This window comes from Teichococcus aestuarii, assembly GCF_042651065.1.
GTDB lineage: Bacteria > Pseudomonadota > Alphaproteobacteria > Acetobacterales > Acetobacteraceae > Pseudoroseomonas > Pseudoroseomonas aestuarii.
Map to the genome: position 1 here is coordinate 19,531 of NZ_JBHSCH010000006.1, position 25,340 is coordinate 44,870.

Below are 25,340 nucleotides of genomic sequence, written 5' to 3' on the forward strand. Positions count from 1 at the left end.
AGGAGAGCGTAGAAGATGACCGAGCAGAAGAAGACTCAGCCCTCCCTCACCCGCCGCGGCGCGCTGGCGCTGGCTGGCGCGGCCCTGGGCAGCGGCGCCGTCACCGGCTTCCCCACCCTCTGGGCGCAGAACATCCGCAACGTGACGCTGCGGCAGATCGGCACCGGCGTCTCGGGCCTCAACCCGATCGCCGAGCAGGTGAAGAAGGACCTCGGCTTCACCCTGCAGCTGACGGTGACCGACACGGACGCCGTGGCGCAGCGCGCCGCCACCCAGGCGCGCAGCTTCGACATCGCCGACATCGAATATTTCAGCATCAAGAAGGTGTACCCGACCGGCGCGCTGCAGCCGATCGACACCAAGCGGATCAAGCTGGCCGACAAGATCGTGCCGATCTTCACCACCGGCCGCCTGACGCCGGAGAGCGCGCCGGGCCAGGGCACCTCGCCTTTCTCCGTGGGCTTCGTCGAAAGCAAGGATGCGAAGACCTTCGCCGGCAAGCGCACCGAGCTGATGACGCTGATGCCCACCGTCTACAACGCCGACACGCTGGGCATCCGCCCCGATCTGGTGGGCCGCCCCATCACCCACTGGAAGGACCTGCTGGACCCCGCCTTCAAGGGCAAGGCGAGCATCCTGAACATCCCCGGCATCGGCATCATGGACGCGGCGATGGTGGCGGAGAGCGCCGGCATCGTGAAGTACGGCGACAAGGGCAACATGACCCGCGCCGAGATCGACAAGACCATCGCCTTCCTGATCGAAGCGAAGCGCGCCGGGCAGTTCCGCGCCTTCTGGAAGAGCTTCGACGAGAGCGTGAACCTGATGGCCTCGGGCGAGGTCGTCATCCAGTCCATGTGGTCGCCGGCCGTCACCGCCGTGCGCTCGCGCGGCATCCCCTGCGTGTACCAGCCGCTGGCGGAGGGCTACCGCGCCTGGGGCTCGGGCCTCGGCCTGATGCGCCATCTCTCCGGCCTCGAGCTGGACGCGGCCTATGAGTACATGAACTGGTATCTCTCCGGCTGGTGCGGCGCCTTCCTCAACCGCCAGGGCTACTACTCGGCGGTGCTGGAGACGGCGAAGGCCAACATGAGCGAGAATGAGTGGGGCTACTGGATGGAGGGCAAGCCCGCCACCGCCGACATCGTCGCCCCCGATGGCAAGGTGATGGAGAAGGCCGGCGCGGTGCGCGATGGCGGCTCCTTCACGGACCGCATGGGCAAGGTCGTCTGCTGGAACTCGGTGATGAACGAGGACCGCTACATGATCCAGAAGTGGAACGAGTTCATCGCGGCCTGATTTTGTTTGCGTGTGCGATTCACGCTTCCGGCGTTGCCGCCTGCAGCGATCGCACACGATGGCGGGGTCCGGGGTGACACTGTCACCCCGGCGGGGGTCCAGGGGGCGGCGCCCCCTGGAAGGCCCGGAGTTGGAGCGCGCGCATGTCCCGATGGTTCCCCTGGCTGCAGGCCGCCCCTCTGGCGCTGGTCCTGGCCACCTTCCTGCTGCTGCCGATCGCGCTGATCGTCGTCGTCAGCTTCTACGATTATGACAGCTTCAGCCTGATCCCGGATTTCGTGCTGACCAATTACCAGGAGGTCTTCGCCTCTCCGGTGACGTGGCAGACCTATCTCAAGACGCTGTGGTTCGCCGGCCTCACCTGGCTGGTGACCTTCGCGCTCGGCTTCTGGCTGGCATACTACCTGGCCTTCGTGGTGCAGGACGCGACCTGGCGCACGGTGCTCTTCATCCTCTGCACCGTGCCCTTCTGGACCAGCAACCTGATCCGCATGATCGCCTGGGTGCCCTTCCTCGGCCGCAACGGCATCATGAACAATGCGCTGATGGGCGCGGGCCTGATCGAGCAGCCGCTGGAATTCCTGCTCTTCTCGGATTTCTCGGTGATCCTGGCCTTCGTCCACCTCTACACGCTGTTCATGGTGGTGCCGATCTTCAACACCATGATGCGCATCGACCGCCGGCTGCTGGAGGCGGCGCGCGATGCCGGCGCCGGCTTCTGGCAGACGCTGTGGTGCGTCATCCTGCCGCTGTGCAAGCCGGGCATCGGCATCGGCAGCATCTTCGTCGTCGTGCTGGTGATGGGCGACTTCGCCACGGTGCGGCTGATGAGCGGCGGGCAGAGCGCCTCGGTCGGGCTGATGATCAGCAACCAGATCGGGCTGATGCAATACCCCGCGGCGGCGGCCAACGCGGTGGTGCTGCTGGCCATGGTGCTGCTGCTGGTGGCGGCGATGCTGCGCGCCATCGACATCCGCAAGGAGCTCTGAGCCATGCCCGGGCGCGCGGCGCGCATCCTGCTCGGCACGCTGTTCGTGCTGTTCCTGCTGTTCCTCTACGGGCCGACGCTCACCATCACCATCCTCTCCTTCCAGGGACCGGATGGCGGGCTGACCTTCCCGATGAACGGCGTCTCGGTGCACTGGTTCGGCCGGCTGTTCCAGCCGCAGGCGGTGGGCGACCTCGGCGCCTCGATGACGCGCACGCTGCTGCTGGCGGCGATGGTGACGGCGAGCACGGTGGTCATCTCGCTGGCCGCCGGCATGGCCTTCCGCCGCCGCTTCCCCGGCAGCGGCGTGCTGTTCACCCTGACGCTCACCAGCCTGATCGTGCCGTCCATCCTGGTCAGCCTCGGCGTCGGCCTGCTGTTCAACCGGATGGAGTGGGAACCCTCCTGGTACTCCTCCGCCTTCGGCGCGCAGCTTACCTGGACGCTGCCCTTCGGCCTGCTGATCATGTTCGCCGTGTTCAACCGCTTCGACCGCAGCTGGGAGGAGGCGGCGCGCGACATGGGCGCCACCCCCTGGCAGAGCTTCTGGCACGTGGTGCTGCCGATCATCGCGCCGAGCGTGGTGGGCATCGCGCTGTTCGGCTTCACGCTGTCCTTCGACGAGTTCGCCCGCACCCTGCTCACCGCCGGCAGCGGCAACACCCTGCCGCTGGAAATCCTCGGCATGACGACGACGGTGACGACGCCGGTGCTCTACGCGCTCGGCACCGTCTCCACCGCCCTCTCCTTCCTGGTGATCGGCGGCGCCATGCTGGGGGTGAAGCTGCTGGCGCGGCGGCGCGGGGCCTAGGAGCCTCGGCCGCCCCGCCGCAGGATGTCCGTGGCGCGGTGGCCCTCCGCCACGCCGTCGATCAGGAACACCGCGCCCCGGGCATGGCGCAGCCGGTGCGGCAGCAGGGCCTGGTAGGCCGCCGATCCGTACCAGGCCCGGGCCGCCGCCCGGTTGGGGAAGGCGATGACGATCAGGTCGCGGTCGCAGGTGCCCTCCAGCATCTCCGGCACCCCGCCATGGATACGGTAGCGCCCGCCGAAAGGCGCCAGCGTGGCATCGATCCCCTCCAGATAGGCCAGGATGCCCGGCCCCATCTCCACATCGTGCAGCAGTCCGATGGCGTAGCAGGTCATGGCGCGCCGCCTCAGGCCAGGGCCGGCCGGGCGCGGGCGGCGGCGCCCTCCAGCCAGGCCAGTGCGGCGACGAAGCCAGCCTGGCCGAGCAGGAAGGCCCATCCCAGCGCGTTCGGTGCCACCAGCCCGAGCAGCGGCAGCATCAGGCTGGCCACCACCCACAGCACATTGCCGCCCAGCACCACCGCCAGCCCCCAGCGCGGCACGGCGCCGCCGCGCGCCAGCAGCGCCATGAAGGCCCCCACCGGCAGCAGGGCCAGCCCCGCCCCGGAGAGCAGCGCCGGCGGCAGGCCGGTCCAGCCGCCCAGGGCCTGCGGCGCCGCCAGCAGGGCGGCTCCCATCAGCGCGCAGCTCGCCGCATCGGCCAGCAGCAGGCGCCGCAGGGAAAGGTGTTCGGTCCACGCCATCATGATCGGTTCCTCGCATCGCTCCGGCGCCGCGGGCTGCGGTGCCGCCGGCGCCGATCCTCTCCCTGCCGCCGGCGGCGGGTCGATGACCTCGGAGGTCATTGTCCGGCGGCGGATGCGGTGGCTAGGCTCGGCGCATGATGGGCACGGAACCACTCCCGGCCGGCACGCTGCTGCGCCAGTGGCGGCAGCGGCGGCGGATGAGCCAGATGGCGCTGGCGCTGGAAGCCGAGATCTCCCAGCGGCACCTGAGCTGCCTGGAATCCGGCCGCGCCATGCCAAGCCGCGCCATGGTGCTGCGGCTGGCGGAGCCGCTCGGCCTGCCGCTGCGCGAGCGCAACGCCCTGCTGGCGGCGGCGGGCTTCGCGCCGGTCTACCGGGAGCGGCCCTGGCAGGCGCCCGACCTGGCCTCGGCGCGGCAGGCGATGGAGCGCATCCTGCACGGCCACATGCCCCACCCCGCCCTGGCGGTGGACCGGCACTGGACGCTGCTGGCGGCCAATGCCGCTATCGGCGTGCTGATCGGGGCGGTGGCGCCGCCGCTGCTGCGGCCGCCGGTGAATGTGCTGCGCCTCAGCCTGCACCCGGAAGGGCTGGCGGACCGCATCCTGAACTACGCCGAATGGCGCGCCCATCTGCTGGCGCGGCTGGGGCATGAGGCACGAAGCTCGGCCGACCCCGTGCTGATGCGGCTGTTGGAGGAGCTGAAGGCGTATCCGCCGCCACCCCAGGCGCGCGGGGCGCGGCCCGTGCCGGTGGAGGAGGCGGGCATCGCCGTGCCGCTGCGGCTGGCGAGCGCGGCGGGGCCGCTCAGCTTCCTCAGCACCACCACCGTATTCGGCACGGCGGTGGATGTGACGCTGGCGGAGGTGACGATCGAGGCCTTCTTCCCGGCCGAGGAGGCCACCGCCTCGGCCATGGCGCGCCTCGCCGCCACGGGCTGAGGCGGCTCAGAACACCAGGCGCAGCCGGGCCAGCCCCAGCATGGCGCGCGCCTCGTCGGGCGCCGGGTTGGCGGCGGCGGCGAACTGCCCATCCAGTGAAAGCCGTGCCTGGCCAAGCCGCCCCAGCCCCACCCCGCCCCCCAACACATAGAGCGGGCGGGATTCGAAGACCGGCCTGGCGAGGGCTGCCAGCGGCAGGCTGGTGGCGAGCGCCACCTTGCCAGCCTTGGGCCCGCCCAGCGTGGCGACCAGGAAGGAGTCCTTCTGCGCATAAGGCACCCCGCCCCCGCCGATGGCGGCGCGCAGGGTGAAATCCTGCGCCTGCGCGGCCGGCGCGACAAGGTTGGCGCCCAGGAGGAGGCCCAACAGGGCGAGACGGCGAAGAGACATCATCCGGCAGAACCTTCAAGCCCGCGCTTCCTTCCCTGTCCGGCTGGATAGAGCAGGTTCGCCACATTTTAAACACAATCATGGCAGCCTTGCCTTGTTTGAGGGGCGAAGGCCGCAGGGGCTTCTTCCGGTTCATTAGTTAACAGGGGATTACTGCTAGGGCGCAGGGCAGGCCGCCGCCTCAAATGTGGCAGAACTGCCACAATAGGGCGGAGCACATGAAAAAGGCCGGGGCGGGGCATCGCCCCCACCCGGCCTGTCGATCAGCCTTCGCCCTGCTGCGCGGGCGGTGCCGGCGGCCGCAGGCTCTCATAGACCAGCATGCGGTGCCCATCGCGCGGAAACTCGCCCGCACAGCGCAGGCCGAGATCCTCCAGCACACCGCGCGAGGCGCGGTTGTCCTCCCGCGCCACGGCGATGATGCGGGGCAGGCCGGCCTGCCGGTGGCCGAATTCGACCGCCGCGCGGGCGGCCTCCCGCGCATAGCCCTTGCCGCGGGTGTGCGGCCAGAGCGCGAAGCGCAGCGCCACCCCTCGCCCATCCGGCCGCTCCGACAGCGCCACGATGCCGAGAAAGGCCTCGCTCTCCGCCAGATGCACGGCCCAGGTGCCGTAGCCGCGCACGGCCCAGAAGGCCATGTCGTCCTCCAGGTCCTGCCGCGCCTGGGCCGGGCTGCGGGTGCCGTGGAGCATCAGGCCGAAGGCGGCCTCGTCGCCCTTCAGGGCGACGAGGTCGGCCAGATGCCCAGGCCCGACGGGGCGCAGCACCAGACGGGGCGTGCGCACCGCATGCGGGGATTCCACCCGCGCCAGGCCATCCACCGGCTTACCGGGTGAGCGGCCGGTACTTGATACGGTGCGGCTGATCGGCCGCCGCGCCAAGGCGTCGACGTCGATCCGCCTCGTAGGCCTGATAGTTGCCCTCGAACCATTCGACGTGGCTGTCGCCCTCGAAGGACATGATGTGCGTCGCCAGCCGGTCGAGGAACCAGCGATCGTGGCTGATGATCACGGCGCAGCCGGCGAAATCCACCAGCGCCTCTTCCAGCGCGCGGAGGGTGTCCACGTCGAGGTCGTTGGTCGGCTCGTCGAGCAGGATGACGTTGTGCGGCTTGCGCAGCATCTTGGCCAGGTGCACGCGGTTGCGCTCGCCGCCCGAGAGGACGCCCACGGGCTTCTGCTGGTCGCCGCCCTTGAAGTTGAAGGCGGCGGCATAGGCGCGGCTCGGCACGGCGCGCTTGCCCATCATGATCAGGTCCTCGCCGTCCGAGATCTCCTGCCAGACGGTGCGCTTGTCATCCAGCGTGTCACGGCTCTGGTCGACATAGCCGAGGGAGACGGTCTCGCCGATCTTGAGCGAGCCGCCATCCGGCTTCTCCTTGCCGGTGATCATCTTGAACAGCGTGGACTTGCCGGCGCCGTTCGGCCCGATGACGCCGACGATGCCGCCCGGCGGCAGCTTGAAGGAGAGGCCGTCGATCAGCAGGTTGTTGCCGAAGCCCTTGCGCAGGTCCTCCGCCTCGATGACGAGGTTGCCGAGGCGCGGCGCCGGCGGGATCTGGATCTCGGTGGGGTCCGGCGCGCGGTCCAGGCTCTTGGCCAGCAGTTCCTCATAGGCCTGGATGCGCGCCTTGCTCTTGGCCTGGCGGGCGGCGGGGCTGCGGCCGATCCACTCCTGCTCCTCGGCCAGCTGGCGCTGGCGGGTGCTCTCCTCCTTCTCCTCCTGCTGCAGGCGCTTGCGCTTGGCGGTCAGGTAGGCGGAGTAGTTGCCCTCGTAGGGGATGCCGCGGCCGCGGTCGACCTCGAGGATCCAGTTGGTGACGTTGTCGAGGAAGTAGCGGTCGTGGGTGACGATCAGCACGGCGCCCTGGTAGTCGCGCAGCGTCTTCTCCAGCCAGGACACGCTCTCGGCGTCGAGGTGGTTGGTCGGCTCGTCGAGCAGCAGCAGGTCGGGCTTCTCGAGCAGCAGCTTGCACAGCGCCACGCGCCGGCGCTCGCCGCCCGAGAGGCTGGTCACGCCGCTCTCGGCCGGCGGGCAGCGCAGCGCGTCGAGCGCGATGTCGATGGTGCGGTCCAGATCCCATCCATTGGCGGCGTCGATCCGCTCCTGCAGCTCGGCCTGCTCGGCGAGGAGGGTGTTCATCTCATCCTCGCTCATCTCCTCGGCGAACTTCATCGAGATCTCGTTGAAGCGCTCGAGGTCGGCCGCCAGCGTGCCGAAGGCGTCGCGGACGTTCTCGCCCACGGTCTTGCTGGCATCGAGCTGCGGCTCCTGCGAGAGGTAGCCGATCTTGACGCCGTCGGCCGCCCAGGCCTCGCCGCCGAACTCCTTGTCCATGCCCGCCATGATCCGCATCAGCGTCGACTTGCCGGCGCCGTTCGGACCCAGCACGCCGATCTTGGCGGTGGGCAGGAAGGAGAGGGTGATGCCTTTGAAGATCTCACGCCCGCCCGGGTAGGACTTGGTGAGATCCTTCATGACGAAAACGTACTGAGCGGCCATGGTCACACTATTCCGGGCAGAGGTTCAGCCCCGGTTCTAGCCAGACCGGGCCTGCGCGCCAAGCGTGAGGGTTCGGCCCCTGCCCTTCAAACCGCCTCCTGTGCCTGGTCGCGGCCGCCGCGCTTGGCCGCGTAGAGGGCGGCATCGGCCCGCCGCAGCAGGTCCTCCAGGTTCTGGTCCTGCGGCCCGGCCGAGGCGATGCCGAGGCTGGCCGAGAGGCGCGCCCGCCCCACCGCCGGCGGCAGCGGCACGGTGGAAAGCACCGCGCGCAGCCGCTCCGCCACGCGCGCTCCCTCCGCCAGATCGGTGCCCGGCAGGGCCACGGCGAACTCCTCGCCGCCGATCCGCCCCGGCAGGTCCTGCGCGCGGAGCTGGGCCACCAGGCGCTCGGCGGCGGCGCGCAGCACGGCATCGCCCGCGGCGTGGCCGGCGCTGTCGTTGATCGCCTTGAAATAGTCGAGGTCGAGGGCGAGCAGGCAGAAGGGCTGCCCCACCGCGCGGTCCCGCCGCAGCATCGCCTCGGCCCGGTGGAAGAAGCTGCGGCGGTTGGCCAGGCCGGTGAGCGAATCGGTTTCCGCCTCTCGTCGCAATTCCTCCGTGCGGGCGGCGACGCGCCATTCCAGCGTGCGGTTGGCTTCGGCCAGCGCCGCCTCCGCCTCCCGCCGCTCGCTGACCAGGGCGATCAGCGTCAGGATGTTCATGGCGCACAATACGATCAGCAGGCCGACCGACTGCATCGGGTTGGCCACGGCTCCCGACTGGAAGGGGCCGTAGCCCATCACTGTGCCGGCCGAGGCGATGACGCAGATCAGGGTCAGCAGCGTGTAGGCGGCGCGCAGCGAGATGCGCAGGGCGATCCAGGACAGCGGCACCGCCAGCAGGAAGACCATCTGCGCCGTGGGCAGCCCCTCCGGCAGGCGGAAGGAGAAGACCAGCGCCGCCAGGCCCGCCGTGGCCAGCCACACGGCGCCATCCAGCACCAGCCAGCTTCGGCCGCGCTGGGGGGGCGTGCGCTCCAGCCCCAGCCACATGGCCAGGGAGGGGGTGAAGTAGAAGGTGCCGCCGGCATCGCAGAGCAGCCAGCCGCTCCACAGCCCGGGCAGTTCCTCAGGCCGCGCCCCGCCCAGCCACCACAGCGCCAGCGTGCCGGTGCTGGCGGTGATGAGGGCGTGCAGCAGCACGAGGCCGGCGAGGAAGGCCACCACCCCCCCGAAGCGGGTGAACAGGCCGGGCGCCGGGCGGAAGCGGCGCGACAGCGCCGCGCCGGCCAGCGGCCCCAGCGCATTGCCGAGCGACACCACCGCCGCCAGCCCCCAGTCGCTGCCGAGGACCGACCCGTTCACCACCAGGGAGCCAAGGAAGATACCGGGCGCGAGTCGCCATCCTCCCAGCATGGCCGCCGCCGCGGCCAGGCCGGCGGGCAGCCAGATGGGCGAGGGAAACAGCCCATAGGCCGCGAAGAAGCGGCCCACCGCCCAGCCCAGCACCAGATAGCCGAGCAGCACCGCGCCATTGGCGCCCAGCCAGAAGAGCGGGCTCCTGCCCTGGCACCAGGCCGGCGACCAGGGATGCGGCCTTCGCCCCCGGGAGCCGGGGGCCAGGGAGGCGGGAGCCCAGCCGGCGGGAAGCACCGCAGCGGGGTTGAAGGGCGGGGCGATCGCGGACACGCGTTCCTCCGGCGGGGGAATGGCGCACTGTCCATGGCGCCGGGCGCGATATCTCGCGCAATTTTGTTCCGCTCCGCAAGGGCAGCTCGGTGCGGCGTGCGCCGTTTCTCGCAACCACGCCGTCCCTCTGCGCCCGGCAGGACTTGAACCCGCAACCAAGCCGTTATGAGCGGCCCGCTCTGACCATTGAGCTACGGGCGCATGAGAGGATGGGGCGATTCGCCGCTGCCCCCTCTGCTAGACCGACTGGGCCTCAGCGGGCAAGGAACTCCCGGATCTGCGCCTCGGCCTGGGCGATGCCGACCACCCCTTCCAGATGACCCTGGGTGCCGGTCAGCACCGCCTGGCTGACGGGCCGGCCGGCGCGGCGCAGCGCCGCCACCAGCTCCTCGCTGTATTCGATGGGGAAGACGCGGTCTCCCCGGCTCGGCACCACCAGCCAGCGGCCGCCGGCCTTGGCCAGGGCGGCCTCCAGCCCCGCATACTCGTTCAGGAAGAGCTGGTTGGCCCGGACGAGGTAGAGGAAGGAGTTGGCGTCCGAGACCTTGGCGCGGGCCGCGGCGGCGGCATCCAGCGCGGCCTCGATGGCGAAGCGGTCCTGCACCCGGCGGGCGGGGTCCTGCCCCTCGGCCGGGCGGCGGCCGAACTGGCCGGCCCAGCCGCGGTCGCGCGAATGCAGCGTGACGAGCTTCAGCGCCTCGGCCAGGCCGCGCAGCGGCGCCTCGCGGCCCTGGCCGTAATAGTCGCCATTGCGCCAGGCCGGGTCCATGCGGATGGGCGCCGCCCAGAGATCCAGCCAGCCCAGCATCCAGGCATCCATCTCGCCGGTGCCGATCACCGGCATGACGCGCTCGACCATCTCCGGATAGGCCGCCGCCCATTCAATGGCCTGCAGCGAGCCCATGCTGGGCCCGGCGACCAGCGCCAGCTTCTTCACGCCCAGATGGTCCAGCAGCCGCTTCTGCACCTCGACGAAGTCGCGGATGGAGACGGCGGGGAAGCTCATCCCCCAGGGCCGGCCGGTCGAGGGGTTCACCGAGGCGGGACCGGTGGTGATGGTATGCCGGTCCGGCGCGTTGAGGTTCACCAGGGTGTCCGACGCGACGACGAAGTAGCGCTCGGTGTCGATCGGCCGGCCGGGGCCGATGATGGAATCCCACCACCCCGCCGGGCCTTCCGCCTGGAGCCGGCCGAAGGCATGCCCGTTGCCGCTGAAGAAATGCGTCACCAGCACCGCGTTGTCGCCGGCGGCGTTCAGCGTGCCGGCGGTCTGGTAGCCGGTGCGGATGGCGGGAATGCTGGCGCCGCCGCGCGTGGTGTAGCCCTGGAAGCTGAATTCCCGCCGTTCCACCAGGGCCGGCGCGGCCGGTGCCTGCGCGGCCGGTGCCTGCGCCAGGGCGGCGCGGGCCAGGATGCCCGGCGCGGCGGCGGCCAACGGCACCGCCCAGGCGGCCGCCAACAGGGAACGACGGGTGGTCATGGCGCTGCTCTCTCCCTAGCCCCGGGCCGGCGGGCCTTCTTCCGCGGCGCATGGGGCCGCCCATGGTGCGCGAGCGGCCACGGCGCCCGCAAGCCCCGCCGCGCGGCCGAATTGCCGCCGCCGCCGCCCCCTGCTAACCAGCCTCCGCATTGCCACGAAACGGATGCCCCCCATGGATGTGACCAAGCTTTCCACCGGCAAGAACCCGCCGCACGACATCAACGTCGTCATCGAGATCCCCCAGGGCAGCTCGGTGAAGTACGAGGTGGACAAGGACAGCGGCGCGGTGGTGGTGGACCGCTTCCTGTTCACGCCGATGGCCTATCCGGCCGCCTACGGCTTCGTCCCCGGCACGCTGGCCGACGATGGCGACCCGTCGGACGCGCTGGTGCTGGTGCCGGCCCCCGTGGTGCCCGGCGCCGCGATCCGCGCCCGCCCCATCGGCGTGCTGTTCATGGAGGATGAGAGCGGCCAGGACGAGAAGCTCGTCTGCGTGCCGCACGACAAGATCTCCCTCGCCTACACCGACGTGAAGGAGCTGGAGGATCTGCCGAAGATCACCCGCGACCAGATCGAGCACTTCTTCACCCGCTACAAGGACCTGGAGCCGGGCAAGTGGGTGAAGGTGAAGGGCTGGGGCAACGCCGCCCAGGCCGCCGAGATCCTGCAGAAGCAGATCGCCGCCGCCCAGTAATCTCCCCTCTGGGGGTGTGAGACGCAGGGCCCGGGGGGAAGGCTTTCCTCCGGGCCTTTTGCGTGCCGGGGGCGGCCGTCAGGTCGGGGCGCCGCCATGCAGCCGCGCCACCAGCCCGTCGACCGCCTGCCGCAGGGCCTGCCCCTGCTGCCCCAGCGCGCCGCCCGCCTCGCGCACGCGGGCCAGGGCCGCGTCGTTCAGGCCCATGCCCTCGCCCAGCTGCGCCATGCGGCGGCCCATCGTCCTGGAGCCGGTGGTGGCCTCCGCCACATGGGCCGCGATCTGCCGGGTGGCCGCCCCCTGCTCGGCCACGGCGCCGGCAATGGCGGTGGCCACCGTGCCGGAATGCTCGATGGCGCCGCCCATGCCGCGGATCGCCGCCACCACCTGCTCCGTCACCCGCTGCATGGCGTTGATCTGCGTGGCGATCTCCTCCGTGGCACGGGCGGTCTGGCTGGCCAGGGCCTTCACCTCGTTGGCCACGACGGCGAAGCCCTTGCCAGCCTCCCCCGCCCGGGCCGATTCGATGGTGGCGTTCAGCGCCAGCAGGTTGGTCTGCCCGGCGATGTCGTTGATCAGCCGCACCACGTCGCCGATGCGGCGCGCCGTGTCGGCGAGGCTGCCCACCGTCTCGTCCGCCTGGCGGGCCTCGGCGGAGGCGCGGCGCGCGGCGCCGGCGCTCTCCTCGACCTGCCGGGTGATGGCCTCGACCGAACGCGCCAGCTCTTCCGCCGCGGCCGCCACGGCGCGGACATTCTCGCCCGTCGCCGCCGCGTCGGCCTGGGCGGCGGCGAGGCCGGCGGCCATGGCATCGCGCGTGGCGCCCATGGCCTGGGTGGCGGCGTCCAGCGTACCGGCGGAGTGCTCGAGATGGCCGGAGACCTTGCCGAGGGATTGCTCCACCTCGGCGGCCAGGGCGCGCTGGGCGTCGTGCCGCGCGCCTTCCGCCTGTTGCCGCGCCACCTCCCGCTCCTGCCGCAGCCGGTCGGCCTCCAGCATGGCCTCGCGGAACACGGCCACGGCGCCGGCCATGGCGCCGATCTCGTCGCCACGGCCAATCCCCGGCACGGGCGCCGCCGTGCCGCCCGCCGCCAGGCTGCGCATGCGCGCCTCCAGCGCCTTCAGAGGCCGGGTCACGCCGCGGCCGACCAGCAGGCCGGAGAGCGCCAGCAGCAGCCCGACGCCGCCCGCCACGCCGAGTTCCCGCAGCAGCGCCGCGTGCTGGGCGGCGCGCAGGTCATCGACATAGACGCCGGTGCCGATCACCCAGCCCCAGGGCGCGAAGCCCTGCACGTAGCTCAGCTTCTCCACCGGCTTCTCGGCGCCGGGGCGCGGCCAGAGATAGGGCACCAGCCCACCCCCCGCGCGCCGCACCGTCTCGACGAAGGCGAGGAAGAGGGGGAAGCCGCTGGGGTCGCGGCTGGCGGCGAGCGCCTGCCCCTCCAGCGCCGGCCGGATGGGGTGCATCACCATCCGCGGCTCCATGTCGGTGATGAAGACGTACTCGTCGCCCCGGTAGCGCATGGCGCGGATGGCGCGCAGCGCCGCCGCCTGGGCCGTGGCGCGGTCCGCCCGCCCCGCCTGCTCCTCCGCCGCGTGGTGCGCCGCGATGGCGATGACCGTCTCCACCACGGCGCGCAGCATGTCGATGCGCCCCTCCTCCATGACCTGCCGCCGCTCGGACAGGCCATGCACCGTCAGCCCCGCCAGCGCCAGGAGCGCGAGCAGGGCCAGGGTTGCAAGGCGCAGGGCAATGGGCAGGCGGCCCTGGCGAGGGGATGAGGCTGTGGCCATGCGGAACCTCCGGAGGGCTCGGGCTTCACGCCCGGCGCCATTGTCGGAGGCGGAGGTAAAGGAACGCTAAGCCGTGGGGCGCTTCAGGCCAGCAGGTGGGACGGGACCGCCAGGCCCAGCCGCACCGGCACCGGCCAGATCTCGCGCACCGTGCGCAGCCGGGTGAAGCCGGCGGCCAGGTAGTTGGGCAGGGCGCGGGGATGGTCGGCGGTGCAGGTGTTCACCGTCAGCAGGGCGCAGCCCTCGGCCCAGGCCATGTCGATGGCATGGCGCAGGAAGGCGCGCCCCGCCCCCGTGCCCACCGCATGCGGCAGCAGGCCGAAATAGGCGATGTTCACGGTGCCGGCCTGGGCCGTCGTGGCCGGGCGCCGCTCCAGCTCGAAGAAGCCGGCCGGCGCACCGCCCTGGTAGAGCACATGGATGGAGACGGCCGGGTCGCCCAGGATGGCGGCGATCTCGGCATCGCCGGCGGCGCGGCGCAGCCACCAGACGTAATCCTGCCCCACCGTGTTGTAGAGGTAGCGGTAGAAGGGCACGGAGCAGCGCGCCACGCGCTCCACCCGGCTGCCCTCCGGCAGGGCCGGCGCCGGCCCCTCGGGCGGCGCCGCCATGCGCAGGAAGGTGACGTCCACCGCCACGCGGAGCGCCGGCTCCACCAGGGAGAGCGCCATCCTCAATTGTCCAGGAAGGAGCGCAGCTTGCGGCTGCGGCTCGGGTGCTTGAGCTTGCGCAGCGCCTTGGCCTCGATCTGGCGGATGCGCTCGCGCGTCACGTTGAACTGCTGGCCGACCTCCTCCAGCGTGTGGTCGGTGTTCATGCCGATGCCGAAGCGCATGCGCAGCACCCGCTCCTCGCGCGGGGTGAGCGAGGAGAGCACGCGGGTGGTGGCCTCGCGCAGGTTGGTCTGGATGGCGGCGTCGAGCGGGATGATCGCCGCCTTGTCCTCGATGAAGTCGCCGAGGTGGCTGTCCTCCTCGTCGCCGATCGGCGTCTCGAGGCTGATCGGCTCCTTGGCGATCTTCAGCACCTTGCGCACCTTCTCGAGCGGCATGCCGAGCTTCTCGGCCAGCTCCTCGGGCTGCGGCTCGCGGCCGATCTCGTGCAGCATCTGGCGGCTGGTGCGCACCAGCTTGTTGATCGTCTCGATCATGTGCACGGGGATGCGGATGGTCCGCGCCTGGTCGGCGATCGAGCGGGTGATGGCCTGGCGGATCCACCAGGTGGCGTAGGTGCTGAACTTGTAGCCGCGGCGGTACTCGAACTTATCGACCGCCTTCATCAGGCCGATATTGCCCTCCTGGATCAGGTCCAGGAACTGCAGGCCGCGGTTGGTGTATTTCTTGGCGATGGAGATGACGAGGCGGAGATTGGCCTCGATCATCTCCTTCTTCGCCTGGGTCATGTCGCGCTCGCCGCGCGAGACGGTGGAATAGACCCGCTTGAACTCGCCCACCGGCAGGCCGGTGACGGCGGCGGTGTTGCCGATCTGGTTGCGGATCTGCTCCACCTCGTCGCGCGAGCGCTCGGCGAAGGTCTTCCACGCCTTGCCCGGCAGGGTGGCCACGCGGTCGAACCAGGCCGGGTCGATCTCGGCGCCGCGCCACTGGGTCAGGAAGTCGTCGCGCTTCACCTTGCTGGCCTCGGCGAGGCGCAGGATCTGCCCCTCATAGCCGGTGATGCGGCGGTTCAGCCCCTTGAGCTGGTCGACCAGCTCCTCGATGCGGTTGTTGTGGAGCTGCACCTTCTCGACCAGCGTCACCAGCTCCTGGCGCAGCTTCTCATAGGTCGCCTCGGTGCGGGTGGCGAACTCCTCGCCCGCCGTGTAGGCCTCCATGCGCTTGTTCTGCAGCTTCTGCAGGCGGCCATACATCTCCTCGATCTGCTCGAAGGTGGCCAGCGCCTCGGGCTTCAGCTTCTCCTCGAGCGCCGAGAGGGAGAGGCCCATCCCCTCGCCCTCCTCGCCATCCTCGAACTCCTCCTCGGCGGCGGGGGGGACGTCGGGGCTGTCGGCGGCGGCGGTCGCCTCGAGGTCGATCACGTCGCGCAGCAGCATGCGGCCTTCCTTGACCGCGTCGTGCCAGGTGAGGATGGCCTGGAAGGTCAGCGGGCTCTCGCAGAGCCCGCCGATCATCATGTCCCGCCCCGCCTCGATGCGCTTGGCGATGGCGATCTCGCCCTCGCGCGAGAGCAGCTCGACGCTGCCCATCTCGCGCAGGTACATGCGGACGGGGTCGTCGGTGCGGCCGAGGCTCTCCTCGTCGACGTTGCCGCCGCTCTCCTCCTCCTCCTCCTCCTCGGCCCCCTCGGCCTTGGCGGCGGGCTTGGCGGCGCCCTCGGTGTCCTCGGTCTCCTCGGCCTCGACCACGTTGACGCCGAGCTCGCTCAGCATCGCCATGGTGTCCTCGATCAGTTCCGAGGACACTTGGCTGTCGGGCAAGGCCTGGTTCAGCTCGTCATAGGTGACGTAGCCCCGTTCCTTGCCCCGCGCGACCAGCTTCTTGACCGCTGCCGACAGGGTGTCGAGCAGCGCGCCCTCCACCGCCTCGTCGCGGTTCTCGACCGTGTCGGTGCCGTTCGCGACCTTGCTCGCCATGCCGATCCGCTCCGTCTGACTCAGCCCGGCCCGCAGTGTAGGCCGGGAAGCCTCGCTTTGGTCCTAACGGCCCCGCCCCGGGTGAACGGAGAGAGAGGGGCCAACGCCGCGCCCGCATGAACGCCACGAAACGGGGCCATAACGCCCCGCGACAGGGCAACACAAGAGCGGGTCGCGGAATGGCGCCCGGCGGGCGCGCCGCTCACCCGCCCTCATTCTCCTCCTCCATCTCGCCGCGGCGCTGGGCGGCGAGCAATTCGTTGAGCCGGATCAGCCGCGTCTGCGCGGCCGCGCTGCCAGTGGCGGCAAGGTCCCGCACCGCCGCCTCGCGCTCCAGCAGCAGCGCCGCCTCGCCGCGGAAGCGGCCGAAGAAGTACCACCATTGCTGCGTCACCAGCTGCGGCAGGGCCGCTTCCTTCGCCGCCGCGGGCAGCATGCGCGGCGACTGGCGCAGCCAGGCCAGGCCGTCAGGGTCCATTTTTTCGAGGTGGTCGGCGAGCGCCGCCGCTTCAAGGCGCTCCGTCCCGCCGTGCCAGCCCAGCATGGCCTGCTGCAACCGGCGCGCCATGCCCTCGGGCAGCTCCAGGCTGGCCAGCGCCTCCTCCACCTCGCCGAGTAGCCAGGGATGGGCCAGGGTGATGGCCAGCAGGCAGCGCGCCTGCTCCTGCCGCACCTGCGCGGGGTCGATGCCGGGGCGCGGCAGGTTCAGGGCGGGGGCCGGGGGCCGGGCACCGCCCCCGCCCGCCCCGCCGCGCGGCGACCAGGGCTGGCGCGGCGCCGGGGCGGGGCGGCGGTTGCCGGCGAAGAAGCTGTCGAGCAGGGCGCGGCGGTATTCGCCGGCCAGGAACTTGTCGGGGATCTTGCCGGCCGCGTCCTCGAGGTCGTGGCGCAGCGCGGCGCGCGCCTCGGGCGTGCCGCCGGGGTGCTTCTCGGCCAGCATGCCATACAGCACCGCCGAGAGCGGGCGGGCCGCCTCCAGCAGGGTGCGGAAGGCGCCGGAGCCGCCCTTGGCCACCAGCGTGTCCGGGTCCTCGCCCGCCGGCAGGGTGACGAAGCCCAGGCTGCGCTCGGGCGAGAGCAGCGGCAGCGCCAGCTCGGCGGCGCGGGCGGCGGCGCGCAGGCCGGCCTTGTCGCCGTCGAAGCAGAGCAGCGGCTGCGGCGCCATGCGCCACAGCTCGGCCAGCTGCTCCTCCGTCAGCGCCGTGCCGAGCGGGGCCACGGCGCCGCCGAACCCCGCCTGGTGCAGGGCGATGACGTCCATGTAGCCCTCCACCACCACCACGGGCGCGCCCTTGAAGGCGGCCTCGCGCGCCAGGTCGGCGCCGTAGAGGTTGCGGCGCTTGGAGAACAGCTCGGTCTCCGGGCCGTTGACGTATTTCGGCTGCGCATCCCCCAGCACCCGGCCGCCGAAGGAGACGATGCGGCCGCGCCGGTCGCGGATCGGGAACATCACCCGGTTGAAATAGAGGTCGGCCGGGGGCGCGTCCCCCTCCCCCGCCCGCATCAGCCCGGCCTCGACGAGCTGCGGCGGCTCGATGCCGAGCGGCTTCAGGTCGGCCGCCAGCGTGCCGCGCCCGCCGCCGGACCAGCCGAGGCCGAACTTGCGGATGGTCTCCTCCGAGAGGCCGCGGCGCAGCAGGTAGTCCAGCCCCGCCCGGCCCTCCGGCAGCCGCAGCCGGCGCTGGAAGGCCTCGGCGGCGGCCTGCATCACGCCGTGCAGGTCGCGCCGCTTCTCCTCACGCCGGGCCTGCTGCGGGGTGGCCTTGGGCACCTCCAGCCCCGCCTCGGCGGCCAGCCGCTCCACCGCCTCGGGGAAGCTGGCGCCCTGGCTCTGCATGACATAGGCGATGGCATCACCATGCGCGCCGCAGCCGAAGCAGTGGTAGTGGTCGTCATATACGTAGAAGGAGGGCGACTTCTCGCCGTGGAAGGGGCAGCAGCCGCGCCATTGCCGCCCGGCGCGCGTCAGCTTCACGCTGCGGCCGATCAGCGGCGCCAGCGGCGTGCGCAGGCGCAGCTCCTCCAGGAAGTTGGGCGGCAGGGACATGCCGCCCTACCTAAGCCATGCCGCGGCGCCGCGCCACGCCACGCCGCGCCCGGCCTCAGCCGTTCAGCGCCGCCTTCACCATCGGGCCGGCCTTGGCCATGTCCAGCGTCGCGGCGTGCTTCGCCTTCAGCACCGCCATCACCTTGCCCATGTCCTTCACCGAGCTGGCGCCGCTCTCGGCAACCGCCTCGGCCACGGCGGCCTGCATGGCGGCCTCGTCCATCTGCCGCGGCAGGAAGGATTCGATCACGGCAATCTCGGCGCCTTCCTTCTCCGCCAGCTCCGGCCGGTTGCCCTGGGTGTACATCTCGACGCTCTCGCGGCGGGACTTCACCATCGAGCGCAGCATGGCCACGATCTGCTCCTCCGGCACCTGATCGACGCCCGAGGGCCGGGCGGCAATGTCGGTGTCCTTCAGCTTGGCCATGATCATGCGGATGGTGGAGGTGCGGGCCGCGTCCTTGGCCAGCATGGCCACCTTCAATTCCTGGGTGAAGCGTTCGCGCAGGCTCATCGGTCACTCTCCTCTGGGATCGGGCGGGGTATAAAGCCGCTCGGCGCGGCCGGAGCCAGGGGGTAGCCAGGCTGGGAAATTTTTTCCCACTTGCCCGGATTTGGTTGCACTGGGAAATTTCTTCCCACATAAGCCTCCCATGCGGTCTGTGGATGACATCATCGCCCTGATGGGCGGCAGCGAAGCCGTGGCCGAGCGCTGCGGCGTCGGCACCGAGGCAGTGCGGAAGTGGCGCCAGGCGCGCGCCATTCCCGCCAGGCACTGGCCGGCGATCCTCGCCGCCACCGGCCTCTCCCTGGCGGAGCTGGCCGCCGCCCCCACCCCGCAGACCGAACCGAGCCCGGAGACGCGCATGCCCGCTGCCGCCACCCCGACCGACGATCAGCAGCCCCCCGCCGGCGCCACCGCCGCCCTGGTGCTGGCCGATGGCACGGTCTTCTGGGGCGTGGGCTTCGGCGCCCACACCGCCAGCGTCGGCGAGATCTGCTTCAACACCGGCATGACGGGCTATCAGGAAACCCTGACCGACCCCTCCTATGCGGGGCAGATCATCACCTTCACCTTCCCGCATATCGGCAATGTGGGCGCCAATGCGGAGGATGTGGAGAGCATCACCCCCGCCGCGCGCGGCCTGGTGGTGAAGCTCGACCTGACCGAGCCGGCCAATTACCGCGCCACCCGGCACCTCGATGACTGGCTGAAGAGCCACGGCATTCCCGGCATCGCCGGCATCGACACCCGCGCGCTGACCGCCCGCATCCGCGATGGCGGCGCGCCGAACGGCGTGCTGGCCCACCCGCAGGATGGCCGCTTCGACATCCCCGCGCTGCGCGCCCAGGCCGCCGGCTGGCCGGGGCTGGAGGGCATGGACCTCGCCAAGGAGGTCTCCTGCCGCCAGTCCTATGCCTGGACCGAGGGGCTGTGGTCCTGGGGCCAGGGCTACAACGTGGCGCCGGCGCGCAAGCACAAGGTGGTGGCCGTCGACTACGGCGCCAAGCGCAACATCCTGCGCTGCCTGGCCGATGCCGGCTGCGAGGTGACCGTGCTGCCCGCCACCGCCACCGCCGAGGACATCCTCTCCCACAAGCCGGATGGCGTGTTCCTCTCCAACGGCCCCGGCGACCCGGCGGCGACGGGCGCCTACGCGGTGCCCGCCATCCGCGGCGTGCTGGATGCCGGCACGCCGGTGTTCGGCATCTGCCTCGGCCACCAGCTGCTGGCGCTGGCGCTGGGCGGCCGCACCTTCAAGCTGGACCGCGGCCATCGCGGCGCCAACCAGCCGGTGAAGGACCTGGCCACCGGCCGCGTCGAGATCACCAGCCAGAACCACGGCTTCGCGGTGGACGACAAGTCGCTGCCGGAGACGGTGAAGATCACCCATGTCTCGCTGTTCGACGGCTCGAACGAGGGCATCGCCGCCACCGACCGCCCGGCCTTCTCGGTGCAGTACCACCCGGAGGCCAGCCCCGGCCCGTCGGACAGCCACTATCTCTTCCACCGCTTTGTCGAGATGATCGAGAAGCACAAGGCGGCCTGAGCCGCCGGCCAGAACAGGGGAGACAGGGCATGGCTGGAATGTTCGACCTGACGGGGCGCGTGGCGCTGGTCACCGGCGGCAATGGCGGCATCGGCCTCGGCATGGCGCGCGGCCTGGCCGCCTGCGGCGCGCGCATCGTCATCGCCGGCCGCAGCGCGGAGAAGAACGCCGCCGCCGCCGCCGAGCTGGGCGGCCAGACCCTCGCCCTCCAGGCCGAGCTGACGGACCCCGCCGTGCCGGCGAAGCTGGTGGAGGAGGTGCTGGCCCAGGCCGGCCGGCTCGACATCCTGGTGAACAACGCCGGCACCAACATCCGCAAGGCTCCGCACATGGTGACGGACGAGGAGTGGATGACGGTGCTGGACACCAACCTGACCGGCGTGATGCGCCTGACCCGCGCCGCCTACCCGGCGCTGAAGGCGAGCGGCCATGGCCGTGTCATCAACATCGGCTCCATGCTTTCCATCTTCGGCGTCTCCTTCTCCCCGGCCTATGGGGCGAGCAAGGGGGCGGTGGTGCAGTACACCAAGTCCCTCGCCGCTGCCTGGAGCGCCGACGGCATCACCGCCAACGCCATCCTGCCCGGCTGGATCGACACCGACCTGACCCGCAAGGCGCGGCAGGACGTGCCGACCCTGAACGACGCCGTCATCGCCCGCAGTCCCAGCAAGCGCTGGGGCGACCCGAAGGATTTCGGCGGCATCGCCGCCTTCCTCGCCAGCGACGAGGCCGCCTTCATCACCGGCACCGCCATCCCGGTCGATGGCGGCTTCTCGATCCAGGGCTGAGGCCATGGGCGCGGCGCCGGTTCCTGCCGCGGGGATGGGCTGATGCCCTCGCTCGCGGCGCTCCTGGCCTTCGCCGCGCTCTCCGTGGGGCTGGCGGTTACGCCGGGGCCGAACATGCTCTACCTCGCCTCCCGCACTCTGGCGCAGGGGCGGCGGGCGGGTCTGGTCTCGCTGGCCGGCTGCCAGGCGGGCATGGCGCTGATCATGCTGGCCGCCGCGGCCGGCGTCACCGCGGCCCTGCTGGCGGTGCCCTATGCCTATGACGTGCTGCGCCTGGGCGGCGCCGCCTATCTCGGCTGGATGGCCTGGCAGACGCTGCGCCCCGGCGGCGCCTCGGTGTTCGAGCCGCGCGCCCTGCCGCCGGAGCCGCCGGCCCGGCTGTTCGCCGTGGGCGCCGCCACGGCGCTGCTGAACCCGAAGGTGGCGCTGTTCTACGTGGCGGTGCTGCCGCCCTTCATCGACCCCGCCCGCGGCAGCGTGCTGGCGCAGGGCGTCATCCTGGGCAGCGTGCAGGTGCTGATCGGCGCGCTGTTCGACATCCTCCTGGTGCTGGGCGCCGGGGGCATCTCCACCTTCCTGGCCAGGCGTCCCCTCTGGCTGGCCGCGCAGCGCTATGTGCTGGGCGGCGCGCTGGGGCTGATCGCCGTCAAACTCGCCACCGACTCCCGCCGATAAGGGCCCTCCCGATGCCGAAGCGTACAGACATCAAGTCCATCCTGATCATCGGGGCCGGCCCCATCGTCATCGGCCAGGCCTGCGAGTTCGACTATTCGGGCGCGCAGGCCTGCAAGGCGCTGCGGGCGGAGGGCTACCGGGTGATCCTGGTGAACTCCAACCCCGCCACCATCATGACCGACCCGGGCCTGGCGGACGCCACCTATATCGAGCCGATCACGGTCGAGATGGTGGAGAAGATCATCGCCAAGGAGCGCCCGGACGCGCTGCTGCCGACCATGGGCGGCCAGACGGCGCTGAACACCTCCCTCAAGCTGGCCGAGGCCGGCGTGCTGGAGAAGTATGGCTGCGAGCTGATCGGCGCCAAGGCCGAGGTGATCGACAAGGCCGAGGACCGGCTGAAGTTCCGCGACGCGATGACCAAGATCGGCATCGAGAGCCCGCGCAGCCACATCGCTCACACGATGGAGGAGGCGCGCGCCGGGCTGGAGCTGGTGAAGCTGCCCTGCGTCATCCGCCCCTCCTTCACGCTGGGCGGCACGGGCGGCGGCATCGCCTACAACCGCGAGGAGTTCGAGCAGATCGTCTCCGCCGGCCTCTCCGCCTCGATGACCAACGAGGTGCTGATCGAGGAGAGCGTGCTGGGCTGGAAGGAGTACGAGATGGAGGTGGTCCGCGATACCGCGGACAACTGCATCATCGTCTGCTCCATCGAGAACCTGGACCCGATGGGCGTGCACACCGGTGACTCTGTCACGGTGGCGCCGGCGCTGACGCTGACCGACAAAGAGTACCAGCGCATGCGCGATGCCTCCATCGCCTGCCTGCGCGAGATCGGCGTCGATACCGGCGGCTCCAACGTGCAGTTCGGCATCAACCCGGTGGATGGCCGCATGGTCGTCATCGAGATGAACCCGCGCGTCTCCCGCTCCTCGGCACTGGCCTCGAAGGCGACGGGCTTCCCGATCGCCAAGATCGCCGCCAAGCTCGCCGTCGGCTACACGCTGGACGAGCTGAAGAACGACATCACCATGGTGACGCCGGCCAGCTTCGAGCCGACCATCGACTACGTCGTCATCAAGATTCCCCGCTTCACGTTTGAGAAGTTCCCCGGCACGCCGGCGACGCTGACCACCTCGATGAAGTCGGTGGGCGAGGCGATGGCGATCGGCCGCTCCTTCAACGAGGCGCTGCAGAAGGGCCTGCGCAGCCTGGAGACCGGCCTGTCGGGCCTCGACGATATCGCCATGGCCGACAACAGCCGCGAGGCGCATATCGCCTCGCTGGCCACGCCGAAGCCGGACCGCGTGCTGAACGTGGCGCAGGCGCTGCGCGCCGGCCTGACGGTGGAGGAGATCCACGAGGCCTGCCGCTTCGAGCCCTGGTTCATCCGCGAGATCGAGAAGATCGTCCGCGCCGAGGAGGGCGTCCGCGCCGAGGGGCTGCCGCAGGACGCGCACGGCCTGCGCCGGCTGAAGGCGATGGGCTTCTCCGACAAGCGCCTCGGCGTGCTGAGCGGCCAGAGCGAGGCGGCGGTGATGCAACACCGCCTCGGCCTCGGCGTGCTGCCGGTGTTCAAGCGCATCGACACCTGCGCCGCCGAGTTCGCCTCCGACACGCCCTACATGTACTCGACTTACGAGGGCGGCTTCGGCACCCCCGCCTGCGAGAGCCGGCCGACGGACCGCAAGAAGATCGTCATCCTCGGCGGCGGGCCGAACCGCATCGGCCAGGGCATCGAGTTCGACTATTGCTGCGTTCATGCCTGCTACGCGCTACGCGAGGCCGGCTTCGAGACCATCATGGTCAACTGCAACCCCGAGACCGTCTCCACCGACTACGACACCTCGGACCGCCTCTACTTCGAGCCGCTGACGGCCGAGGACGTGATCTCCCTGATCCGCAAGGAGCAGGAGAAGGGCGAGGTGCTGGGCTGCATCGTGCAGTATGGCGGGCAGACGCCGCTGAAGCTCTCCCAGGCCCTGCACAAGGCGGGCATCCCGATCCTCGGCACCTCCGCCGAGGCCATCGACATCGCCGAGGACCGCGAGCGCTTCCAGCAGCTTCTCAAGGGCCTCGGCCTGCAGCAGCCGCAGAACGGCATCGTCCGCACGCTGGACGAAGCGGTGGTCGAGGCCGAGCGCATCGGCTACCCCGTGGTGGTGCGCCCCTCCTACGTGCTGGGCGGCCGCGCCATGGAGATCGCCTACAACCGCGAGCAGCTTCTGCGCTTCGGCCAGGAGGCGGTGATCGTCTCCGGCGAGAACCCGATCCTGATCGACCAGTACCTGCAGGACGCCATCGAGGTGGATGTGGACTGCATCGCCGACGAGGACGGGCAGGTCTATGTCGCCGGCGTCATGGAGCATATCGAGGAGGCGGGCATCCATTCGGGTGACAGCGCCTGCTCGCTTCCCCCCTACTCCCTCCCCCCCTCGGTGGTGACCGAGCTGAAGGCGGAGACGGAGGCGATGGCCAAGGCCCTGAAGGTGAAGGGCCTGATGAACGTGCAGTACGCGGTGAAGGACGGCGAGATCTTCGTCCTCGAGGTCAACCCGCGCGCCTCGCGCACGGCGCCCTTCGTGGCCAAGGCCACCGGCGTGCCAATCGCCAAGATCGGCGCCCGCGTCATGGCCGGCGCGAAGCTCTCCGAGTTCAAGCTCGACGACGAGGCGGTGAACCGGCACGTCGCGGTGAAGGAGGCGGTGTTCCCCTTCAACCGCTTCCCCAATGTCGATGTCATCCTCGGGCCGGAGATGAAGTCCACCGGCGAGGTGATGGGGCTCGACGCCTCCTTCGAGCGTGCCTTCGCCAAGGCGCAGCTCGGCGCCGGCGTGAAGCTGCCGCTGGAGGGCGCCGCCTTCGTCTCGGTGAAGGACACCGACAAGAAGGGGGCCATCTCCTTCGTCCGCCGCCTGTCCGACATGGGCTTCCGCATCATGGCCACGCGCGGCACCGCCGCGGCGCTGCGCGAGGCGGGGCTCGCCGTGACGGTGGTGAACAAGGTGATGGAGGGCCGCCCGCATTGCGTGGACGCCATCCGCAATGGCGAGATCCAGCTCGTCATCAACACCACCGGCACCGGCCAGGCGGTGGCGGACAGCTTCGACATCCGCCGCGGCGCGCTGACCCATGGAGTGCCGCACTACACCACCATGGCCGGCGCCCGCGCCGCGGTGCACGCCATCGCCGCGCTGAAGGCCGGAACTCTTGAAGTGGCGCCCTTACAGGCTTACTTTCCTCCTTCGTTCTGAAGGGCGGGGCGGGGCAGGCTGCAAGGCCCGTCCCGCCCGATCCATGTTTCCCGCCAATGGCATCCGCAGGGGCAACCGCCCTGGGGTGCCGGAAGGCCGCCGGGTCCTGCCCGGCGGCCGTTGCCGCGTATGAAGGAAAGATCTGCCGTGCAGAAATTCCCGATGACCGCCGAAGGTCTCGCCCGACTTGAGGAGGAATTGCGGCATCTGAAATCGGAGGAGCGCCCCGCGGTGATCCGCGCGATCGCCGAGGCCCGCGAGCATGGCGACCTGTCCGAGAACGCCGAGTACCATGCCGCGCGCGAGCGCCAGTCCTTCGTCGAGGGCCGCATCGCCGAGCTGGAGAGCATCGTTCCCTCCGCCGAGGTGATCGACGTCTCGAAATTCTCCGGTGACCAGGTGCGCTTCGGCGCCACCGTCACGGTCATCGACGAGGAGAGCGAGGAGGAGAAGACCTACCGCATCGTCGGCCAGTACGAGGCGGACACCAAGCAGGGCTCCATCTCCATCTCCTCGCCGCTGGCCAAGGCGCTGCTCGGCAAGAAGCTCGGCGACTCCGTCGAGGTGCCGGCCCCCGGTGGCGCGCGCGCCTACGAGATCGCCAAGGTCCGCTTCCGCTGA

General features: G+C 70.9%; 22 protein-coding genes and 1 tRNA gene. 10 read left to right on the forward strand and 13 right to left on the reverse strand.

The annotated features are described in order from the left end of the window. Positions 1-15: 15 nt before the first annotated feature. The 3 genes from ACFOY6_RS04735 to ACFOY6_RS04745 all read left to right on the forward strand — a co-directional run bounded on the left by ACFOY6_RS04735 (position 16) and on the right by ACFOY6_RS04745 (position 3,098). Entirely contained in the window at positions 16-1,299 is a 1,284-nt protein-coding gene (locus tag ACFOY6_RS04735; RefSeq protein WP_379633423.1) for an ABC transporter substrate-binding protein, read from the forward strand. 143 nt (positions 1,300-1,442) lie between these two features. Then, the gene (locus ACFOY6_RS04740) at positions 1,443-2,288 is read left to right on the forward strand and encodes an ABC transporter permease (protein WP_379649233.1); all 846 of its coding nucleotides are present in this window, start codon (positions 1,443-1,445) and stop codon (positions 2,286-2,288) included. 3 nt (positions 2,289-2,291) lie between these two features. Further along, positions 2,292-3,098: an ABC transporter permease gene (locus tag ACFOY6_RS04745; protein WP_379633419.1), complete on the forward strand. Its 807-nt coding sequence runs from the start codon at positions 2,292-2,294 to the stop codon at positions 3,096-3,098. On the opposite strand, the gene ACFOY6_RS04750 is transcribed toward ACFOY6_RS04745, so the two are convergent. Further along, complete coding sequence (locus ACFOY6_RS04750; RefSeq protein WP_379649235.1) at positions 3,095-3,433, reverse strand: DUF1330 domain-containing protein; 339 nt, start codon at positions 3,431-3,433, stop codon at positions 3,095-3,097. The two genes, ACFOY6_RS04745 and ACFOY6_RS04750, sit on opposite strands and share 4 nt — an antisense overlap. A gap of 11 nt (positions 3,434-3,444) precedes the next feature. Then, positions 3,445-3,840 (reverse strand): hypothetical protein, encoded by a 396-nt coding sequence (locus ACFOY6_RS04755; RefSeq protein WP_379649237.1) that lies wholly within the window; start codon positions 3,838-3,840, stop codon positions 3,445-3,447. Between the two features lie 137 nt (positions 3,841-3,977). Between ACFOY6_RS04755 and ACFOY6_RS04760 the strand changes: the two genes are divergently transcribed. Then, a complete protein-coding gene (locus tag ACFOY6_RS04760) occupies positions 3,978-4,784 on the forward strand; it encodes a helix-turn-helix domain-containing protein (RefSeq protein ID WP_379649239.1) in 807 nt (268 codons plus the stop codon). 6 nt (positions 4,785-4,790) lie between these two features. On the opposite strand, the gene ACFOY6_RS04765 is transcribed toward ACFOY6_RS04760, so the two are convergent. The 6 genes from ACFOY6_RS04765 to ACFOY6_RS04790 all read right to left on the reverse strand — a co-directional run bounded on the left by ACFOY6_RS04765 (position 4,791) and on the right by ACFOY6_RS04790 (position 10,823). Further along, positions 4,791-5,174 carry a hypothetical protein gene (locus ACFOY6_RS04765; protein ID WP_146201837.1) on the reverse strand — a complete coding sequence of 128 codons (384 nt, stop codon included), beginning with the start codon at positions 5,172-5,174 and terminating at the stop codon, positions 4,791-4,793. Between the two features lie 263 nt (positions 5,175-5,437). Then, positions 5,438-5,959, reverse strand: a complete 522-nt coding sequence (locus tag ACFOY6_RS04770; RefSeq protein WP_245906173.1) for a GNAT family N-acetyltransferase — start codon at positions 5,957-5,959, stop codon at positions 5,438-5,440. Between the two features lie 40 nt (positions 5,960-5,999). Further along, complete coding sequence (ettA, locus tag ACFOY6_RS04775; RefSeq protein ID WP_109516107.1) at positions 6,000-7,676, reverse strand: energy-dependent translational throttle protein EttA; 1,677 nt, start codon at positions 7,674-7,676, stop codon at positions 6,000-6,002. Positions 7,677-7,762: 86 nt separating this feature from the next. Further along, the gene (locus ACFOY6_RS04780; RefSeq protein ID WP_379649241.1) at positions 7,763-9,343 is read right to left on the reverse strand and encodes a GGDEF domain-containing protein; all 1,581 of its coding nucleotides are present in this window, start codon (positions 9,341-9,343) and stop codon (positions 7,763-7,765) included. A 128-nt stretch (positions 9,344-9,471) separates the two neighbouring features. Further along, positions 9,472-9,544 (reverse strand) — tRNA-Ile (locus tag ACFOY6_RS04785). Between the two features lie 52 nt (positions 9,545-9,596). Next, a complete protein-coding gene (locus ACFOY6_RS04790) occupies positions 9,597-10,823 on the reverse strand; it encodes an E22 family MetX-like putative esterase (RefSeq protein ID WP_379633409.1) in 1,227 nt (408 codons plus the stop codon). Between the two features lie 172 nt (positions 10,824-10,995). On the opposite strand from ACFOY6_RS04790, the gene ppa reads away from it, so the two are divergent. After that, positions 10,996-11,517: an inorganic diphosphatase gene (gene ppa, locus ACFOY6_RS04795; RefSeq protein WP_109516110.1), complete on the forward strand. Its 522-nt coding sequence runs from the start codon at positions 10,996-10,998 to the stop codon at positions 11,515-11,517. Between the two features lie 78 nt (positions 11,518-11,595). Here ppa and ACFOY6_RS04800 read toward each other — a convergent pair whose 3' ends face one another. From ACFOY6_RS04800 to ACFOY6_RS04820, 5 genes are all read right to left on the reverse strand, one after another. Then, positions 11,596-13,311, reverse strand: a complete 1,716-nt coding sequence (locus ACFOY6_RS04800) for a methyl-accepting chemotaxis protein (protein ID WP_379649243.1) — start codon at positions 13,309-13,311, stop codon at positions 11,596-11,598. 83 nt (positions 13,312-13,394) lie between these two features. Beyond that, positions 13,395-13,982, reverse strand: a complete 588-nt coding sequence (locus ACFOY6_RS04805; RefSeq protein WP_109516112.1) for a GNAT family N-acetyltransferase — start codon at positions 13,980-13,982, stop codon at positions 13,395-13,397. A 2-nt stretch (positions 13,983-13,984) separates the two neighbouring features. Further along, the gene (rpoD, locus tag ACFOY6_RS04810) at positions 13,985-15,904 is read right to left on the reverse strand and encodes an RNA polymerase sigma factor RpoD (RefSeq protein WP_379649246.1); all 1,920 of its coding nucleotides are present in this window, start codon (positions 15,902-15,904) and stop codon (positions 13,985-13,987) included. A 202-nt stretch (positions 15,905-16,106) separates the two neighbouring features. After that, complete coding sequence (gene dnaG, locus ACFOY6_RS04815; RefSeq protein WP_379649248.1) at positions 16,107-17,951, reverse strand: DNA primase; 1,845 nt, start codon at positions 17,949-17,951, stop codon at positions 16,107-16,109. 55 nt (positions 17,952-18,006) lie between these two features. Beyond that, entirely contained in the window at positions 18,007-18,465 is a 459-nt protein-coding gene (locus ACFOY6_RS04820) for a GatB/YqeY domain-containing protein (RefSeq protein WP_109516115.1), read from the reverse strand. A 139-nt stretch (positions 18,466-18,604) separates the two neighbouring features. On the opposite strand from ACFOY6_RS04820, the gene carA reads away from it, so the two are divergent. The 5 genes from carA to greA all read left to right on the forward strand — a co-directional run bounded on the left by carA (position 18,605) and on the right by greA (position 25,340). Further along, complete coding sequence (gene carA / locus ACFOY6_RS04825; RefSeq protein WP_379649250.1) at positions 18,605-20,002, forward strand: glutamine-hydrolyzing carbamoyl-phosphate synthase small subunit; 1,398 nt, start codon at positions 18,605-18,607, stop codon at positions 20,000-20,002. A gap of 29 nt (positions 20,003-20,031) precedes the next feature. Beyond that, entirely contained in the window at positions 20,032-20,790 is a 759-nt protein-coding gene (locus ACFOY6_RS04830) for an SDR family NAD(P)-dependent oxidoreductase (protein WP_379649252.1), read from the forward strand. A gap of 42 nt (positions 20,791-20,832) precedes the next feature. After that, on the forward strand, positions 20,833-21,465 hold the full coding sequence (locus ACFOY6_RS04835; protein WP_379649254.1) for a LysE family translocator: 633 nt from the start codon (positions 20,833-20,835) through the stop codon (positions 21,463-21,465). A gap of 11 nt (positions 21,466-21,476) precedes the next feature. After that, a complete protein-coding gene (gene carB / locus ACFOY6_RS04840) occupies positions 21,477-24,719 on the forward strand; it encodes a carbamoyl-phosphate synthase large subunit (protein ID WP_379649256.1) in 3,243 nt (1,080 codons plus the stop codon). A 147-nt stretch (positions 24,720-24,866) separates the two neighbouring features. Beyond that, positions 24,867-25,340, forward strand: coding sequence for a transcription elongation factor GreA (gene greA, locus ACFOY6_RS04845; protein WP_379633390.1), 474 nt, complete (start codon positions 24,867-24,869; stop codon positions 25,338-25,340).